Origin of the sequence: Micromonospora sp. KC723, from assembly GCF_004348595.1 — a bacterium.
GTDB lineage: Bacteria > Actinomycetota > Actinomycetes > Mycobacteriales > Micromonosporaceae > Micromonospora.
In genome coordinates this window covers 22,146-39,785 of the sequence record NZ_SMKD01000012.1, presented here as the reverse complement: position 1 = coordinate 39,785, position 17,640 = coordinate 22,146, and the positions used below count along the sequence as shown (strand labels likewise).

13 protein-coding genes are annotated in these 17,640 nt (G+C 72.2%); 8 read left to right on the top strand and 5 right to left on the bottom strand.

Annotated features, from left to right (window positions below):
- Positions 1 to 25: 25 nt before the first annotated feature.
- From E1165_RS05150 to E1165_RS29450, 3 genes are read right to left on the bottom strand one after another with little or no spacing between them, the layout of a single operon-like run.
- Complete coding sequence (locus E1165_RS05150) at positions 26 to 1,087, bottom strand: ABC transporter permease (protein ID WP_132388228.1); 1,062 nt, start codon at positions 1,085 to 1,087, stop codon at positions 26 to 28.
- Positions 1,077 to 2,138, bottom strand: coding sequence for an ABC transporter permease (locus E1165_RS05145; protein ID WP_132388226.1), 1,062 nt, complete (start codon positions 2,136 to 2,138; stop codon positions 1,077 to 1,079). Before E1165_RS05145 ends, E1165_RS05150 begins: the two co-directional genes overlap by 11 nt.
- A complete protein-coding gene (locus tag E1165_RS29450) occupies positions 2,135 to 3,658 on the bottom strand; it encodes a sugar ABC transporter ATP-binding protein (RefSeq protein WP_207916587.1) in 1,524 nt (507 codons plus the stop codon). Before E1165_RS29450 ends, E1165_RS05145 begins: the two co-directional genes overlap by 4 nt.
- A 268-nt stretch (positions 3,659 to 3,926) precedes the next feature.
- Between E1165_RS29450 and E1165_RS05135 the strand changes: the two genes are divergently transcribed.
- Positions 3,927 to 4,949, top strand: a complete 1,023-nt coding sequence (locus tag E1165_RS05135; RefSeq protein ID WP_132388224.1) for a LacI family DNA-binding transcriptional regulator — start codon at positions 3,927 to 3,929, stop codon at positions 4,947 to 4,949.
- Between the two features lie 13 nt (positions 4,950 to 4,962).
- Here E1165_RS05135 and E1165_RS05130 read toward each other — a convergent pair whose 3' ends face one another.
- Together E1165_RS05130 and galT are read right to left on the bottom strand one after the other, a co-directional pair.
- Positions 4,963 to 6,339, bottom strand: coding sequence for an NAD(P)/FAD-dependent oxidoreductase (locus E1165_RS05130; protein WP_132388222.1), 1,377 nt, complete (start codon positions 6,337 to 6,339; stop codon positions 4,963 to 4,965).
- A 152-nt stretch (positions 6,340 to 6,491) separates the two neighbouring features.
- Complete coding sequence (gene galT / locus E1165_RS30630) at positions 6,492 to 9,845, bottom strand: galactose-1-phosphate uridylyltransferase (protein WP_132388220.1); 3,354 nt, start codon at positions 9,843 to 9,845, stop codon at positions 6,492 to 6,494.
- A gap of 300 nt (positions 9,846 to 10,145) precedes the next feature.
- Here galT and E1165_RS05120 point away from each other — a divergent pair, with 300 nt between their 5' ends.
- The 7 genes from E1165_RS05120 to E1165_RS05090 all read left to right on the top strand — a co-directional run bounded on the left by E1165_RS05120 (position 10,146) and on the right by E1165_RS05090 (position 17,550).
- Positions 10,146 to 11,459, top strand: coding sequence for an ABC transporter substrate-binding protein (locus tag E1165_RS05120; RefSeq protein WP_207916584.1), 1,314 nt, complete (start codon positions 10,146 to 10,148; stop codon positions 11,457 to 11,459).
- Positions 11,460 to 11,543: 84 nt separating this feature from the next.
- Positions 11,544 to 12,518, top strand: coding sequence for a carbohydrate ABC transporter permease (locus E1165_RS05115; RefSeq protein ID WP_132388218.1), 975 nt, complete (start codon positions 11,544 to 11,546; stop codon positions 12,516 to 12,518).
- 2 nt (positions 12,519 to 12,520) lie between these two features.
- Entirely contained in the window at positions 12,521 to 13,408 is an 888-nt protein-coding gene (locus E1165_RS05110) for a carbohydrate ABC transporter permease (protein WP_132388216.1), read from the top strand.
- Between the two features lie 30 nt (positions 13,409 to 13,438).
- Entirely contained in the window at positions 13,439 to 14,473 is a 1,035-nt protein-coding gene (locus E1165_RS05105; protein WP_243704591.1) for a LacI family DNA-binding transcriptional regulator, read from the top strand.
- A gap of 205 nt (positions 14,474 to 14,678) precedes the next feature.
- Positions 14,679 to 15,224, top strand: coding sequence for an RNA polymerase sigma factor (locus E1165_RS05100; protein WP_165945142.1), 546 nt, complete (start codon positions 14,679 to 14,681; stop codon positions 15,222 to 15,224).
- On the top strand, positions 15,221 to 15,802 hold the full coding sequence (locus E1165_RS05095) for a hypothetical protein (protein ID WP_132388210.1): 582 nt from the start codon (positions 15,221 to 15,223) through the stop codon (positions 15,800 to 15,802). Before E1165_RS05100 ends, E1165_RS05095 begins: the two co-directional genes overlap by 4 nt.
- On the top strand, positions 15,799 to 17,550 hold the full coding sequence (locus E1165_RS05090) for a hypothetical protein (protein ID WP_132388208.1): 1,752 nt from the start codon (positions 15,799 to 15,801) through the stop codon (positions 17,548 to 17,550). The genes E1165_RS05095 and E1165_RS05090 overlap by 4 nt, the downstream gene beginning before the upstream one ends.
- Positions 17,551 to 17,640: the final 90 nt, after the last annotated feature.

The window sequence follows — 17,640 nt, the reverse complement described above, 5'->3', positions numbered from 1 at the left end:
AGGTGGGGGTGGGGGTGGGGGACGGTCACGGCGCGGTGACCTGCGCGCGTTGCCGTCGTCGGTGCAGCCGGGCGCGGACGTCCCCGACCGCGTTGGGCAGGACCACGGAGGCGATGAGCAGGGTGCCGGTGACGATCGTCAGCGCGTTGGCGTCGACGTCGTCGAGTTGCAGCGCGTTGCGGACGACCCCGAGCAGCAGGACGCCGGCCACCACGCCGAGCAGCCGGCCCCGGCCCCCGAAGATGGACACGCCGCCCAGCAGCACGGCGGTCACCACCGTCAGCTCCAGGCCGGTGGCGTTGTCACCACGGGCGCTGGCGTAGCGCAGGGTCCAGAAGAGGCCGGCCAGCCCGCAGACGGCTCCGGAGGCCACGAACAGCCAGAACTTCGTCCGGGCCACGGACACCCCGGCGAAGGTGGCGGCTTCGCCGTTGTTGCCCATGGCGTACAGCGCCCGCCCGACCGCGGTGGCGTGCAGGACGACGCCGAACACCAGCGCCAGCAGGACCACCGGGACGACCATGACGGGGATGGACGTGCCGGGGATCGGCCGCACCACGGCGGCGGTCCAGTCGGCCGGGAAGTCCGCGACCGCCTGGTCACCGAGGACGACGAACGACAATCCCCGGTACAGCGCGAGCGTGCCGATGGTCACCGCCAGCGACGGCAGACCGAAACCGGTGACGAACACCCCGTTCACCGCGCCGAGCAGGGCTCCCAGCAGTACGACCAGCACGCAGATCAGCTCCAGCGACAGCCCGCTGGACAACCACAGCTGCCCCATCAGGGTGCTGCACAACCCGACCATGCTGGCTACCGAGAGGTCGATCTCCCCGGTGACGACGATCAACGTCATCGGCAGCGCGAGCAGGGCCAGCGGCACCAGGTCGAGCAGCAGGAACTGGGCGTTGCGGCCGGTGGCGAAGTTCGGCACCGCCACGGCGGCCACCAGCCCGGCCACGACCAGCCCGGCGACGATCGCCGCGTCCCAGGAGCCGAGGGCGCCGCCCAGCCCGGCCCGGCGGCCCGGCTCGCGCTCGGGCCTCACGCCGGCCGGTGGGGCGGGGGTCAGGCTGTCATGCGCCATGGGCGCTTCTCCCTCGGAGCCGGGCCGCCATCCGGAGGGCCAGGAGCCGGTCCAGGCCGATGGCGGCGAGGATGAGCGCGCCGACCACGGCCTGCTGCCAGAACGGATCGATGCGCAGGACTGCCAGTGAGCTGCCGATCATGGTCAGCAGGACGGCGCCCAGCGCCGCGCCGTAGACGCTGCCGCTGCCGCCGAAGATGGCCACTCCGCCGACGACCGCGGCGGCGACGACCTGAAGTTCCAGGCCGGTGCCGGCAGCCGCGTCGAGCGTGCCGAACCGAGCCGCGTACAGCACCCCGGCGAGGCCGGCCAGTGCTCCGCTGGCGACGAAGACGGCGAGCACCCGCCGGCCGACCGGGATGCCGGACAGCCGGGCGGCGGCCGGTTCCGAGCCGATGGCGTAGAGCTCGCGACCGCTGCGGTAGGAACGCAGGTAGTAGCCGGCGACCGCGACGACGACCAGCGCTACCAGGAACAGCACGGGTACGCCCAGCACCGTCTGGTTGCCCAGGCGCAGGAACGACCGGGGCATGTCGGCGGCGTTGATCTGCTGGCCGGCCGCCCAGTAGTAGTCGACACCGCGGAAGGCGTAGAGGGTGCCCAGGGTGATGACCAACGCGGGGACCCTGGCCACGGCGATGAGGCCGCCGTTGACGGCCCCGCAGACCGCACCGAGCGCGACGCCGGTCACCAGCGCGACCGGCCACGGGGTGCCGGGCGCGGCGAGGAACAGCTCGCCGGTGGCGAAGGCGACCAGTCCCAGGATCGACCCGACGGACAGATCGACGTTGCGGGTCACGATGACCAGGGTCTGGCCGACGGCGAGGATCACCAGGATCGCGCAGCCCAGCAGCAGGTCCTTGACGCTCTGGCCACTGAGGAAGCGGTCGTTGCGCAGCGTGGTGACCAGAACCAGCGCACCCAGGGCGAGCAGCAGGCTCAACTCCCGGACGGCGAGCAGCCGCTCGGTGAGGCCGCGGCCGGACCGGCCCGCGCCGGCGGACGGGGCGCCGGTGGACCGTTCGGCGACGCCGGTGTCGCTGAGGCTCATGCGATCGCTCCTTGACCGGTCGCGGCCAACATGACGGACGTCTCGTCGGCCTCGTCGCGGGACAGCTCGCGGACCAGGCGGCCCTCGTGCATGACCAGCACCCGGTCGGCCATGCCGAGCACCTCCGGCAGCTCACTGCTGATCATGAGGATGGCCATTCCCTCGCCGGCCAGCTCGGACAGCAGCCGGTGGACCTCGGACTTGGTGCCGACGTCGATGCCACGGGTGGGCTCGTCGATGATGAGGACCCTCGGGTGGGTGGCGAGCCACTTGGCCAGGACGACCTTCTGCTGGTTGCCGCCGGACAGGGTGCCCACCGCGGCGGTGAGCCGGGAGGTCTTCACCCGCAGCCGTCGGGTCCACCGCCGTGCCTCGGCCCGCTCCGCGCCGCCGAACAGCAGGCCCAGCCGGGCCAGCGCCGCGCGGCGGGCCAGAGTGGCGTTGCGCTCCACCGAGAGCTCCATGACCAGACCCTGCTGACGGCGGTCCTCGGGCACGAGTGCCAGGCCGGCGGCGATCGCCCTGCCCGGGTTGCCCGGCGGCAGGGCCCGGCCCGCGACCAGAACCTCGCCGGCGTCGTATCGGTCCACGCCGAAGACCGCGCGAGCCACCTCGCTACGCCCGGCCCCGACCAGCCCGGCGAGGGCGACGATCTCCCCACCACGGACGCTGAAGGTCACGTCGGAGAAGACACCGGCGCGGGTGAGCCCACGCACCTCCAGCAGGGTGTCGCGCAGCACGGCTTCCTGCTTCGGGAACAGCGAGTCGACGTCCCGGCCGACCATGCGCCGCACGACCTCGTCGACGCTGAGGTCAGCCGTGCGGCCGCTGGAGACCCAGGCTCCGTCGCGCAGCACCGTGAGCCGCTGGCACAGGGCGAACACCTCGTCGAAGCGGTGCGAGATGAACAGCACCGCCGCGCCGCGCTCGCAGAGCGAGCGGGCGACGCCGAAGAGCCGGTCGACCTCGACGCCGGAGAGCGCGGCGGTCGGCTCGTCCATCACCAGGACGCGGGCGTCGAAGGAGAGCGCCTTGGCGATCTCGACGAGCTGCTGGTCGGCGATGGACAACCCGCGTGCCGGACGGGCCGGGTCGATCCGGACGCCGAGGCGCGCGAACAACTGCTCGGCGGCACGGTTCATCGCCCGGGTGTCAACACGGCGCAGGCTCCGTAGCGGCTGCCGGCCCATGAAGATGTTCTCCGCGACCGACAGGTCCGGAAACAGCGTCGGCTCCTGGTAGATGACGGCGATCCCGGCGGCCCGGGCGTCGGCGGGCCCCCGCAGCAGCAGCGGCTTGCCGTCCAGCGTCATCCGACCGGAGTCCGGCGCGTGGGCGCCGGCAAGGATCTTGACGAGGGTCGACTTGCCCGCACCGTTCTCGCCGACCAGCGCGTGGGCCTCGCCGGAGTGAAGCGCGAGGCGTACCCCGCGCAGCGCGGCGACGGCGCCGAACGACTTGGCGATGTCGTCGAGGACGAGCAGCGGGGATGAGGTGCTCTCACCTGTATCGGGGCTCATCCGACCCTCTTCTGAATCGTTTCATGCAGTCTGCGCTAGGACGCTAGGGGCTGACCATCCGAGGCGTCAAGACCTTCGAGGCCCTTTCCTTGGGTGGCCGGCAGCGGTCTTCCGCGGCCACGACACCGCGGCCGCGTCGGCCCGCGACGAACACCCCGACGGGTCACCACCGACCCGGTGAAACATTTCAAGGGTTATAGACTGCCCCGATCGTCGGGCGCTGCCCGGCGTCGTCGGACACCAGCGCCGCGCGTCGAGGGAGGGAACCATGTCAGCCGCAAGCATCAAGGAGGTGGCGCGGCACGCCGGTGTCTCCCTGGGCACCGTGAGCAACGTGCTCAACCGGCCGAACCGGGTCGCCCCCGCCACCCGGCAGCGGGTTCTCGACGCCATCGCCGAGCTGGGCTACGTCCGCAACGACTCCGCCCGGCAGCTGCGCGCCGGGCACAGCCGCACGATCGCCATCGTCGTCCTCGACGTGGCCAACCCCTTCTTCACCGACGTCGTGCGCGGCGCGGAGCAGGTGGTCGAGGAGGCAGGCGCCATGCTCGTCGTCTGCAACAGCGGTGAGGACCGCGCCCGGGAACGCCGGCACCTGGAGCTGCTCGAGGAGCAACGGGTACGCGGAGTCCTCATCACGCCGGTCGGCCACGGCGGCCAGCCCGACCTGGAACGCCTCCACAACCGGGGCATTCCGGTTGTCCTGGTCGACCGCGAGTCCGGCCGGGCCAACTGCTGCTCCGTCGCCGTCGACGACGTGCTGGGCGGCCGACTCGCCATGGAACACCTGCTGGAGCAGGGTCACCGCCGCGTCGCGTACCTCGGCGGACCCTTCTCGATCCCGCAGGTGGCCGACCGGCACGCCGGCGCGGCGGCGGCGCTGGCCGCGCACGGCGACACCGGCGAGCTGCGGGTGGCCCCCACCGACACCCTGACGGTGTCCGCGGGTCGGCGGGCCGCCGCGGAACTCGTCACCCTGCCGGTCCGCCAGCGTCCGACCGCCGTCTTCTGCGCCAACGACCTGATCGCGCTCGGCGTGCTCCAGGAGCTGACCACCCGCGGGCTGCGGGTGCCCGACGACGTCGCGATCGTCGGCTACGACGACATCGAGTTCGCCGGGGCGGCCGCGGTTCCACTGTCGTCGGTCCGCCAGCCGCGTGAACAGCTGGGGCGTACGGCCGCCCAACTGCTGCTGGAGGAGGCCGAGACCGGCGCGACGCACCGGCACCGGCACGTCGTGTTCCAACCCGAACTCGTCGTCCGCCACTCCAGTGACCGGCCCCGGCGCTGACCGCCGCGCCCGGTCACCGGGCCCGGAGGTTGGCGCGCAGGGCAGCCAGCAGCACGCCGGGGGTGGCCAGCGAACTCGGGTGTTCCCGCATGGAGACGACCTGGTTGAACCGCCGCGCCACCGTCACGTCCGTGACGGTGGCCGTGACGATCTGCCTGCTGATCCAGCTGGAGATCCGGTAGCCGCGCGGGTAGGGCCCGCCGACGTGCGGCAACGCCAGGTCGGCGGAGGTCGAGGTCGACCAGGCGGCCTCGACCACGACCTTCTGCAGCGCGAGAAACCGGCGCGCGGGCGCGCCAAGGTCCGGACGGGACCGCAGGTACATCGACAGGCAGGCCGCGTGCATTGCCGCCGCGGTCATCCCCTGCCCGTACACCGGGTTGAACGAGGCCACCGCGTCGCCCACGCTGACGAGCCGGGCCGGGAACCGCCTCAGCGCGTGGAAGTCCCGCCGCCGGCTGTCGGCGTGCCGGTACGTCTGGACGTCGCCGAGCATCTCGTTGCCGGCGACGTCGCCGAGCTCCGGTGGGAACTGGTCGCGTAACCGGCGTACGAAATCGTCGGCTGTCCGCCCCGGCCGGTTGTCCCCGTAACCGGCCATCATGGCCATCCACCGGCCATCCTCGATGGCGAAGGACGCGGCGCCGGCCACGTCCGACGGCCCGCCCGGACTGTGCAGCGCCAGGACGACCGGAAACTCCGGATTCGGCGCAGGACGCCGGAACACGGCCGTCGCGTAGTTGAGGTGCACGGTCATCCGTCGGGTGGTGGGCGGAGCCCAGCCGGCACGCTCCAGCCAGTCCGACAGCCTGCTGGAACGCCCCATGGCGTCGACCACGAAGTCGCCGCTCTCGATCCCTGGCATCCCGTCGACGTCGCAGCGGACCCCGGTGACCCCGGTGCTGTCGCACACGAGGCCCGTGGCGCGGGCAGTGACCGTCGTGACGTTGGGCAGTCGCAGCACCTGCTGACGGATCAGCCCTTCCAGCAGGGGGCGGCTGCCCGACAGGCTGTCGGCGTCGCCGGGCACGACGACCTTCAGGCGGCCGTCGAGGTAGTTCCGCCGGGCTTCGGGGGGCGCCTCGACCGCCCCTCGGGCCACGGCCTGCTCCCGGAACCCGGGGAACAGTCGCTCGAGCTGGAGCAGGCCGCCGGGCAGCAGCGCGTGCAGTTGCGTTCCCTGGGGTACGCCGGGCCGAACGCCGGTGGCCCGTGGGTCGTCCCGGTCGATGATGACGACGCGTTCCGCGTGGTCGGACAGCACCCGGGCGGCCAACAACCCGGCGACACTGCCGCCGACGACGACGGCCCTGCCCATGACCGGGGACGCCTGGTCGGGCGGTCGCACCTCGTTCAGCGCGGCGAAGACCCGGGCCGGGGAGAGGAACATCCTGCTCTCCAAACGGTACGAGGTAAGGGGCACGATCGTCGCACAGAGGCCGGTCGCGGCCGGAACCCCGCCGGCGACCAGCGAACGACAACTGCCGATCGACACACGCGCACCCCCGGCAGGCTGTGTGACACGGGCGGCGCCCACCCGGGTCAGCCCACCTCGCGCAGCCGGGCCGCGATACGCTCGGGCGTGGTGTCGCTGATCCAGGCGCCCATCGCCGACTCGACCCCGGCCAGGTACTTCAACCTCTGCGGTGCCCGCATGATCGAGAACACCTGCACATGCAGGCGGAACAGGTCACGTCCGGTGCGGGTTGGCGCCTGGTGGACGCCGGCGATGTACGGCAACGGTTCCGGGCCCGGGAAGTACCGGTCCAGCCGGCCCAGCACATCCAGGTAGATCCGCGCCAGGTCGTCGCGCTCGGGCCCGGTCAGTTCGGGCAGGTCACGGACGTCCCGGTGCGGTGCCAGGTGCACCTCGACCGGCCATCGGGCGGCGGCCGGCACGTACGCGGTCCAGTGCGCGGAGGTCACGACCACCCGGGTGCCGGCGCGACGCTCGGCGTCGAGCACGTCGCGGAAGAGAGCGCCGCCGGTGGCCTCCCGGTGCCGGGCGGCCATCTCGAGCATCCGGGCCACCTTCGGCGGCAGGAAGGGAAACGCGTAGATCTGCCCGTGCGGGTGCGGCAGCGTCACGCCGATCTCGCGGCCCCGGTTCTCGAAGACGAAGACGTGCGCGACGCCCGGCAGCCGGCCCAGTTCCTCGGTCCGGTCCGCCCACGCCTCGATCACCGTACGGGCCCGGTGCGGGCCGAGCGACCCGAACGAACCCTCCGGCGCCGCCGAGAAGCAGACCACCTCGGTACGGCCGTTCGCGGGGCGTACCGGCCAGAGTGGATCGCCGTCCACCAGGCCGGGTTCGCCGCCGACGCGAGGAGAGAAGGACGGGAACCTGTTCTCGAAGACCACCACGTCGTACGTGGGCTCGGCCACCTCCGTGGGAAAGCCGCCCGGCGCCGTCGGCGCCAGCGGGTCCTGGTCGGCCGCCGGCAGGAAGGTGCGGTCGTTGCGGTGCGACGCCATGGCGATCCACTCGCCGGTCAACGGGTCGCACCGGATCTGGGAAGCGCCCCGCACCACCTCGTCGGCGGGCGGCAGCGCCCGGACGTCGCGCGCCGTGCGGGCCGCACCGCCGGAGAGGTACGGCTCGGTGTCGTCGAAGTAGATGATCTCCCGGCCGTCGGCCATCCGCCGCACCGTCTTGCGGACCCGGTGGATGCGCTCCGGTTCGGCGACGGTACGGCGACCGACGACACGCACCCGGTCGACGGCGAGCAGCGGGGCGCCGGTGCCGGCCAGGCGGTCACGGGCGGCGGACGGCAGCGAGACCGGCGAACCGGCCGCCAGCGCAAGCAGGTGCAGCGTCACCTCGCTGCCGCCACGGTAGCCGGCGTCGCGGAGGTTGACGATCCAGCGGGAGCCGTCCCAGAACCGGTCGGTGACCGTGCGCCCGTCGACGCGCAACTGTCCGACGTCCCCGGCCCAGTCGATCTCCAGCAGCGCGTCGTGCGCCGGGTCGGCCGCCCAGTCCGGCAGACCGAGCCGGTAGACGGCGGCGAGATCGTCGAACACCTCGGGCGTCGGCGCCGACTCACGGCCGTCGTACGTGCCGTAGATGACCGGGACCGTGGCGGCTGCCGGGCGGCAAAGCTCGACGGCGGCGTCCACCGCGCCGGGCACCGGCCCCGGCGGGACCGCCAGCTCGGCGAAGGCACCCGCGTGCGGGTCGTACGCCCGCACGCGCGGCGTCCCGGTCGTCCTGACCGTGACCCGGCCGTCCGGTCCCCACCGCAGCTCGTCGTCGCTGAGCAGCAGCCGCCGTCCACCGTCCTCGCAGACCCAGATCGCGCCGGCGGTCTCGGCCGGCAGGACCAGCACGTCCAGGACGCCCGCGTCGGTGGTGAGCCGCACCGGTGCCAGGCCGGGCGTGACCTGCTGGACCCGTACGCCGTCGTCCTCGACGGCCAGTTCGGGTTCGATGCCCGCGTCGGCCACCAGCACCAGTGTCGGTACCGCGCCGGGCAGCAGGGTCAGCGCCGAGGCGGTCGCCCAGGCGACCCGTACGCCGCCGGCGGTGAGATTGAGCGGCCAGCGGGCCAGCGTCCCGACGGGGATGTCCACCGGACGCGACGGCAGCACGAGCTCGGCGTCGTCGAGGGCGATCCGGAAGCGGGCCCCCTGGTAGGCGGGAAGCGGACAGTGGGGCTGGTGCCAGGAGACGAAGAGGAAGCCGGTGCGGCCGTCGCTGCGCAGCGCCCAGCGCAGCGTCCGGTCGTCCGTCACGCCGGACGGCCGCACCTGCGGCAGGCTGGAGGGCATCTCGGCGAGCCGAGGCCCGAAGGCGGCCAGGAACGCGTGCTGGCGCCGGAGTTCGGCGTGGCTGGGGGCGAGGGTGCCGGCCTCGCCGATCGGGGCGTGGAAGTCGTATCCCAGGCGCGGCATGTCGTTGGGGTAGCCCGTCTCGTGTGACTCCTGCGTCCCGCCGTCGCCGGACGGGTTGGTGCCACCGGCGTACATGTAGTAGCCCTGCCAGGCCGAACCGTTGCCGATCTTGCAGTGGGCGATGGCGGCGATGTCCCGTGCCGTGGGGCGCGGCCGCCGGTGGTAGGCGGTGGCCATGCCACCGCCCAGCTCGCAGGTCGCGGCCGGGAACAGCGGCGAGGGTTGGCGCTGCGGGGTGTGCGCGGGTCCGGTCTCCTGCCCCCGGCGCACGTCGGCGCCGATGCCCGGGTCGTCCCAGACGTGGGAGAAGAAGTAGTGGTCCCGGAAGGTCGGGTCCCAGGGGGCGTCGGCGTCCACCCAGAAGCCGTCGCCGTACCCGCCGTACAGGGGCAGCACCTCGCCCTCGGGCAGGTCCGCGCCGCCCCAGGCGGTCGCCGTCCACAGTGGCGCGGACAGACCCGCCTCGCGGGCCAGCCGTTTGAGGGTGACCAGGTGCTCCGGCTGGTCGTACAACTCGTTCTCCAACTGGATGCCGAGCACCGTGCCCGCCGGTGAGCAGCGGCCGGCCAGGGCGGCGGCGAGCTGGCCCCACCATTCCCGGACCAGTTCCAGGTAGTCGGGATCGTCGGTGCGGTGCCGTACCGGGGCCCGCTGGACCCAGTCCGGGAAGCCGCCGTTGCGTACCTCCCCGTGGCACCAGGGGCCGATCCGCAGGACCACGTCGAGACCGGCCTCGGCGCAGAGGTCGACGAAGGTGGCCACGTCGAGGTTGCCGTCGAAGCGCGGTGCGCCGCGCTGTTCGACATGGTGGATCCAGATGACGTAGGTGGCCACCACGGTGATCCCGCCCGCGCGCATCTGCCGGAGGCGTTCGGCCCAGCGGTCCCGTGGCACACGGCTGTAGTGCAGCTCCCCGGAGACGGGGATGACGGGCGCGCCGTCGCGCGTCAGGTACCGGTTGGTCAGCGACACGCCGGGGCGGACGTCCTCGCCGTTGCTCATCCGGGGTCGTCGTAACGGGGCCGCCCAGGGACGATGGCGCACGGAGAGCGGTTCGGGCCACGGCAACGAATCGGTGGTCATCAGCCCTCCGGGTAGCTCGACTGTAATCGGTCACAGGTCACCAGGTGCCCTGAAGAGCTCAAGATACAGGCACTTAACGGGAAGAAAACAAGGCCTTGACAGGCCAGGCTCGCGCCATCACTGTAACCGGTTACAGGTTCCGTTCCGGCGCCATCCCATCCCGGACGGGCGTGGGCCACGCCCCGTCCCCGTACCGGTCACGCCGATCAAGGAGGACCATTGAACAGAAAATTGGCACCGCTCGTGGCGACGCTGACGGCGCTCGCCATGGTGTCGGCTGCCGGTTGCAGCGGGTCGGACGACGACCCGGGCAGCGGCACGACCGGCGGGAAGGTCGAACTCACCTACTGGAGCTGGGCTCCGAACATGGACAAGGTGGCCGCTGCCTGGAACGCGGCCAACCCCGACATCCAGGTCACCGTCAACAAGCAGGACGGTGGCGACCCCGCGGTCACCAAGCTGCTCACCGCCATCAAGGCGGGCAGCGGCGCGCCCGACATCATGCAGGCCGAGTACCAGAAGATCCCCACGCTGGTCTCCGCCGACGCCATCGCCGACATCGCCACGGAGGTCGGTTCCCTCAAGGACAAGTTCCCGGAGTCCGCGTGGAACGGCGTGACCCTCGGCTCCGAGGCCGTCTACGGGGTTCCGCAGGACTCCGGCCCGCTGCTCTTCTACTACCGTGCCGACGTCTTCGACAGGCTCAAGATCACCCCACCGAAGACGTGGGACGAGTACGCCGAAGCCGCCCGCAAGATCCGCAGGGCGAATCCCAAGCAGCACCTCGGTACCTTCTCGGCCACCGACCCGGGCTGGTTCGCGGGGCTCGCGCAGCAGGCCGGGGCCTCCTGGTGGGGGGTGAACGGCCAGTCCTGGACCGTCGCCATCGACGACGAGGCCACCCGGAAGGTGGCCGGCTACTGGGGCGGGCTGGTCCAGGAGGGCGTCATCGACAACAAGCCGATGTACACCCCGGAGTGGAACGCCGCGCTCAACGACGGCACCCAGGTCGGCTGGGTCAGCGCGGTCTGGGGCCCGGGCGTGCTGGAGGGCAACGCCAAGGACACCAAGGGCAAGTGGAAGGTCGCCCCGCTGCCGCAGTGGGACGCGGCCAGACCGGCCACCGGCAACTGGGGCGGCTCTGCCACCAGCGTGACCACGCAGAGCAAGCACAAGAAGCAAGCCGCGAAGTTCATCGCCTGGCTCAACAGCGACCCGGCCGCCCTCAAGCTGCTGGTCTCCGACGTGAACGTCTACCCGTCGGCCAAGGAGGCGACCAGCACGGCGCTCACCTCGCCGCCGGCGTTCTTCGCCAACCAGGCCGACTTCTACCAGATCGCCGAGGAGGCGTCGAAGATCGCGAACCCGTTCACCTACGGCCCGAACGTGAACGTGACCTACAGCGCCTACAGCGACGCGTTCGCCAAGGCCGCGGAGGCCAGGAACGCCGCCGCGTTCACCGCGGCGCTCAGCACCATGCAGAAGACCACGGTCGACGACATGAAGAACGTCGGCTTCACCGTCACCGGATGAGTGCCTGCCGGGCGGGGACGCGTCGTGTCCCGCCCGGCACCCGCCGATCCGGGGTCCACTCGGCTGCCACGAAAGGCCTCGGCGATGACCCTGCTCTCCCCCACCCCCCGTTCCACCGTCGGCGCGTCGCCCGCAGCCCTCGCGGCTCGCGCCACACCCAGATCCCGGCGCGTCGGCGTGCCCTACACGTTCCTCGCCCCGGCGCTGATCCTGTTCACGCTCTTCCTGGCCGCGCCGATCGGGTACGCCGCCTACCTGAGCCTGCGTCGCGTCCGGGTCACCGGGCTCGGACTGGGCGCGAAGTCCCGGGTCGAACAGTGGGCGGGCCTGAGCAACTACGCCCGGTCGCTGTCGGACCCGGAGTTCCTGCCCAGCGTCTGGCGGGTCGCCGCGTACGGCATGATCGTGGTGCCCACCATGCTGGGGGTGGCGCTGCTCATGGCGCTGCTGCTGGACGCCGGGCGCAGCCGGGTCGGCGGCTTCGCCCGGATCTCGATCTTCCTGCCGTACGCGGTTCCGGCAGTGGTCGCCTCGCTGCTCTGGGGCTTTCTCTACCTGCCCCGGGTCAGTCCGATCACCGACCTGCTGGCGGCCATGAGCATCCCCGCGCCGGAGATGCTCTCCTCGTCCTGGGTGCTCTGGGCGGTGGCCAACATCGCGGTCTGGGGCGGCACCGGCTTCAACATGATCGTGCTCTACACCGCGCTGCGGGCCATCCCGACCGAGATCAAGGAGGCCGCCCGCATCGACGGCGCCTCGGACATCGCCGTCGCGTGGCGGATCAAGATCCCGATCCTGCTGCCCTCGCTGGTGATGACGTTCGTCTTCTCCCTCATCGCCACCCTGCAGGTCTTCGCCGAGCCGATGACCCTTCGGCCGCTGAGCAACACCATCTCGACGACGTGGACACCGCTGATGAAGGTCTACCGCGACGCCTTCACCCGCAACGACATCTACTCGGCCGCGGCCACCTCGGTGGTCCTCGCCGTCGCCACGTTCGTCCTCTCCTACGGGTTCCTCAAGCTCGTCGGCCGCCGCGCCTTCAACCAGGAGGACTGATCATGAGCCTCGTCACCGCCACTGTTCCCGCCCCGGTCGAGGCGACCAGGCGGCCCCGGCGGCAACGGCACAGCGCCGCGGCCACCGTGCTGCTGCTGCTCGGCGCGGCGTACTGCCTGCTGCCCGTGCTCTGGGTCCTGGTCGCCTCCAGCAAGAGCGCCGCCGAACTCTTCTCCACGTTCACGTTCGCCCCGAGCACCCACCTGTGGGACAACGTCGTGCAGCTCAGTGGCTACCGGGACGGGCTGTTCTGGCGCTGGATGGGCAACACCGCCCTGTACGCCGGGGTCGGCGCGTTCGCCTCCACGCTGATCTCGGCCATGGCCGGGTTCGCGCTCGCCAAGTACACGTTCCCCGGCAAGAACCTGATCTTCAACCTGATCCTCGCCGGGGTCCTGGTGCCGGGCGTCATCCTGGCCATCCCGCAGTACCTGCTGCTGGCCAAGGTGGAGATGACCAACACCTACTGGGCCGTGCTGCTGCCCAGCATGATCAGCCCGTACGGCATCTACCTGTGCCGGATCTTCGCGGCGGCGGCAGTGCCGGGCGAAATCCTGGAGTCCGCGCGCGTCGACGGCGCCGGCGACTGGCGGACCTTCGGCCAGGTCGCGCTGCCGATGATGCGCACCGGGCTGGTCACCGTGTTCCTGTTCCAGTTCGTGGCGATCTGGAACAACTTCATGTTGCCGTACATCATGCTCGGCGACGACCGGCTCTACCCCATCACCGTCGGCCTCAACGGCCTGCTCAACCAGGGCGCGTCCCAGCCGGCCATGTACACGTCGGTGGTCACCGGCGCGCTGCTGTCGATCGTGCCGCTGGTCCTGCTGTTCCTGTCGCTGCAACGGTACTGGCAGGTCGACCTCGCCGCCGGCGCGGTCAAGGCGTGACGGAACGGACACCAGAGTATGATCCCCGCCGTGCCGAACCCGCCCGGACCGGAGCGTAAGCGGCCCACCATCCGCGACGTCGCTCGCGTGGCGGGGGTCTCGTACGCCACGGTCTCCCGCGTCCTCAACGGCCGCGACTGGGTGAGCCCCGAGGCGGTCCGGCTGGTCCGCGACGCGATCGCCCGCACCGGATACACCGCCAACCCGCACGCCCGGTCCCTGGCCACCGGCCGGTCGGGATCGATCGCCTTCCTGCTCACCGAGCCGCAACACCTGCTCTTCGAGGATCCCAACTTCGCCGTACTGCTGCGCGGTGTCGCCCAGGCCCTCTCCGCGCGCGAGCAGACGCTGATCCTCATGATCGCGGCGACCAGCACGGAACGCGACCGCGCGGTGTCGTACCTGTCCGGTGGCCACGTCGACGGTGTGCTGCTGGTCTCCCCGCACTCCGGCGACCCACTCCTCGGCCAACTGGTGCGCGCCGAGGTGCCGATCGTGGCCTGTGGTCGGGTCCTCGGCTACGAGCAGGTGATCAGCTCCGTGGCGGCCGACGACCGATCGGGCGCGCGGTCCGCGGTCGAACACCTGCTCGCGGTCGGGTGCCGGCGGATCGCCACGATCACGGGCCCGCAGGACACCTCCGGGGGGGTGGACCGGCTGCACGGCTACACCGACGCGTTGACCGCGCACGGGCTGGCGGTGGAACCGACCCGGATCGCCCACGGTGACTGGAGCCGGGAGAGCGGCGAGTCGGCCATGCGCGCCCTGCTGCACCAGGCACCCGACCTCGACGCGGTCTTCGCCGCCTCCGACGCCATGGCCGCCGGCGCCCTCCCGGTGCTGCGCGACGCCGGCCGCCAGGTGCCCCACGACGTCCGCGTCGTCGGTTTCGACGACTCCGGGCTGGCCGCCACGCTCGACCCGCCGCTGACCACGGTGCGCCACCCACTGGACCGCATCAGCGAGGAGATGGTCCGGCTGCTCACCGACGTCATCGCCGGGCGCAACCCGCTGTCCATCACCGTGCCCACGACGCTCGTCGTCCGCAGGTCCTCCCCGGCCTAGCACGAGAAGGACGACCGGCCTGGGCCGCGTCTTCCGCGGCAACCGCCTGATCGCCGTCGGCGCACGCCCGGAGCTGACGCGCGCCGAGCGTCGGCGCCCGACCGCGTCGCGCCGCCGGCACGCCGCGCCCCCCACCGGCAGGCCACCGGTAATGTCGCCGCCTCCACCGACAAGTACCGGCGACAAGCCGAGTTGTGGAGGTGCGATGCAGAGTTCCAGCGGACGGATGACCGACCTGTTCCGCGCGCATGCGGACGACATTCACGCGTACGCGCGGTGGCGGGTCGGCGACGGTGAGGCCGGTGACGTCGTCGGGGAGGTCTTCCTGGCGGCCTGGCGGTCGCTCGACTCGCTGCGGCCGGGTCAGGAGCGCGGCTGGCTGTTCGGCACCGCGCGCAGAATCGTGCTCGCCCGGCGCAGGCAGAGCGTGGCCCGATCGGCGCTGACCAGCCGGTTGACCGCGACACGCGACCGCGCCGTCGCCGACGGGGTGGCGGAACAGGTGGTGCTGACCGACCGGGTACGCCGGGTGCTCGACTCGCTGAGCGAAGCCGACCGCGAGTTGTTGGTCACCGCCTCCTGGTTCGACCTGAGCCCGGCGGAGGCGGCCAGGGCCCTCGGGGTGTCCCGACCCACGTACGCGGTGCGGCTGCATCGCGCGCGGAGCCGGTTCCGCGCGGCGTTCCATCGCACCCCTGCGGACCAACGCGCCGACACCCGCCCGATGCCCGTACGAGAAGGAGCACGATGAACGTCGAAGAGATGATCAGAGCGGCTCGCCCGGACCGCGAACCGGGCTGGGCCGAGGGAACGCAGGGGCAGCGGGTGCTCCACACCGTCCTGGCGAGTTCCGCGCCCACGGCCGCCGGGTCGTCCCGGACCGGATCCCGCCCCCGCTGGGTACGGCCCGTGGTGGTGGCCGGAGTCGGATTGGTCGCGGTCACCGGGCTCGCCGGGGCGGCGGTGCTCGCGTTCGCCCCGGAACCGCCTCCCAACTGGAAGGTTCCCGGCAACTCGATCGCCTGCGCCGCCGAGCGCACCACGAACGCCGACCTGTCGATCCGCCCGTGGCGGGCGGGCGACGACCCGGTCGACATCTGCCGCAGGGACTGGATCAGCCGTACGGGTACCGCGCCGGAGACGTTGTACTCGTGCGTGTTCCAGAAGGGCGGCACCGGCGGCGGGGTGGTGGTGATCCCGGGCGAGGGGACCCACCACGCGGCGCAGGCGTGCGAGACGGTCGAGATGTTCGTCGCGCCGGCGGACCTCGTTCCGGCCCCGGCCGACACGAACATCCCCCCTCGCCCCACCCAGGGTGGTGGCGAGTGAGCAGGACATGGGGGCGGCTCGGGCTGCTGACCGCCGCGCTCCTGGTGGCGCCCGGCGCCACGATGGTCTCCGCCGCCGACCGCCCGGCGGGCCACCGGCCAACCGGATCGTCCCTGGTCGGCGGGGCCGGCGCGGGTTCCGCGCACGGCCACCTGCTGCCGGCCGGAACCAGGCCCTTCGCCGGCATCCGCCGGTCGCAGGCCAACCTGAACGCTCGGCACGCGGTCGCCGATCCTCCCGCGCCGGCGGACCTCGAAACAGAACCGAGCCCGCAGGCCTGGGCCGTCTCACTGGCTGCCGTGGACCGTGCCGGCCGGCCGGCCGTCGACGGACGGTCCGGGTACGCCGTCTACGACCTGCAGACCGCACGGCAGGTCGCGTTCGGACAGCTCGGGCCGGACACGGTGGTCGAACTGCCGGCCGGACGGTACGCGGTCCGGGCGACGATCCTGACGCCGGGACCGACGGGTGACGCGGAATCGTCGACCATGGCCCTGCGGCCGGAGATCACCGTGGCGGGCCCCGTGGACGTCGTGCTCGACGCCCGCCCGGCCCGACGGGTCACCGTACGGCTCACCGACGCCGACGCGACGTCGGTGAGCGCCAGCGTCACGGTCCTGCAACAGGCGTCCAACGGTCGGTTCGTCAGGCACGAGTTCGGCGGTGTGAACTTCGACGACACCCCCTTCTACGTGACCCCCACCCCCCAGCGGGCCGACACCACCTCGTACGTCTACACCGTGTGGCAGAGCGCGGCGAAGCTCTACAACCTCGTCCAGCGCACCGCTGGGCGGGTTCCGGACCGGCTCGACCTCCGGGTCCGTCCCGCCGACCTCGCCGCGGTTCGCACCAGGTACACGGCGCAGGCCACCGGGGCGTGCGGCGGTACCTACATCGGGCCGATCTTCCGCAACGGACCTGCCACCGTGTCGTTCGGCACCAACTTCGCCCTGCCGGCCCGGCGCACGGAGTACTACCTGCCCGATCCGGAGGTCGGCTGGTACACCCAGTTCGCGCAGGCCGCCGACTGCGGGTTCGCGGAACTGGACGGGCAGACGGGCGCACCGCGCACGTACCACCGCGCCGGGGTGTCGGAGGAGGTTTGGAACGCCGCCCCGCTGACCCCGGCGGTGTCCGGTCCGTCGGGCGAGCCGCTGGCGACGCGAGACGGCGACCAGGTGACCGCGTGGTTGCCGCTCTACTCCGACACGCAACGCCGCCGCGTCGACTTCGGCGGCCCGTACGTCGGGGTCACCGGGAGCCTGGCGCTCACCGCCGCCGACATGACGCCGTGTGTGTCCGCGACGTTCGAGCCGTTGAGCTGCCTGGTGCCGCCGGGCACGCGCGACTTCCGGCTGACCGCCACGGCGAGGCGTGACGTGCGCTGGTCGGCGTTGAGCACCCGGACCGAGACGACGTGGACGTTCCGCTCCGGCACCGGCACCGGTCGCCTGCCGCTCATCGGCACCCGGTACGACCTGCGGCTCGACGACTTCAATCGGGCGCCGGCCGGGCGCCCGTTCGGGTTCACCGTCGCGACTGACCCGCCGGTGCCGACAGCGAGGTTGTCCGCCTCGACCGACGGCGGTGTCACCTGGCGGGCCGTTCCGCTCACGCCGACCGGTGACGGGTGGCGTGCGCTGGTCGCCAACCCGGCGAAGGGCGGCGTCTCACTGCGGTTCACCGCGACCGACTCGTCCGGGTCCACGGTCACCCAGCAGGTGGACGACGCGTACCTGGTCGGCTGACCGGGCGGCGTCGGCAACGCATGTCCGGCGCCTCGATGGGGTGAGGACCTCCCGAGCAGGTGTGGCGCTGCCAGCCGGCCACGCCTGCTC

Coding starts and splice junctions, on each gene's coding strand:
- E1165_RS05135 (WP_132388224.1), top strand. CDS start 3,927: ATGTCAGCCGCAAGCATCAAGGAGGTGGCGCGGCACGCCGGTGTCTCC.
- E1165_RS29450 (WP_207916587.1), bottom strand. CDS start 3,658: ATGAGCCCCGATACAGGTGAGAGCACCTCATCCCCGCTGCTCGTCCTC.
- E1165_RS05150 (WP_132388228.1), bottom strand. CDS start 1,087: ATGGCGCATGACAGCCTGACCCCCGCCCCACCGGCCGGCGTGAGGCCC.
- E1165_RS05110 (WP_132388216.1), top strand. CDS start 12,521: ATGAGCCTCGTCACCGCCACTGTTCCCGCCCCGGTCGAGGCGACCAGG.
- E1165_RS05100 (WP_165945142.1), top strand. CDS start 14,679: ATGCAGAGTTCCAGCGGACGGATGACCGACCTGTTCCGCGCGCATGCG.
- E1165_RS05095 (WP_132388210.1), top strand. CDS start 15,221: ATGAACGTCGAAGAGATGATCAGAGCGGCTCGCCCGGACCGCGAACCG.
- E1165_RS05115 (WP_132388218.1), top strand. CDS start 11,544: ATGACCCTGCTCTCCCCCACCCCCCGTTCCACCGTCGGCGCGTCGCCC.
- galT (WP_132388220.1), bottom strand. CDS start 9,845: ATGAGCAACGGCGAGGACGTCCGCCCCGGCGTGTCGCTGACCAACCGG.
- E1165_RS05145 (WP_132388226.1), bottom strand. CDS start 2,138: ATGAGCCTCAGCGACACCGGCGTCGCCGAACGGTCCACCGGCGCCCCG.
- E1165_RS05130 (WP_132388222.1), bottom strand. CDS start 6,339: ATGTTCCTCTCCCCGGCCCGGGTCTTCGCCGCGCTGAACGAGGTGCGA.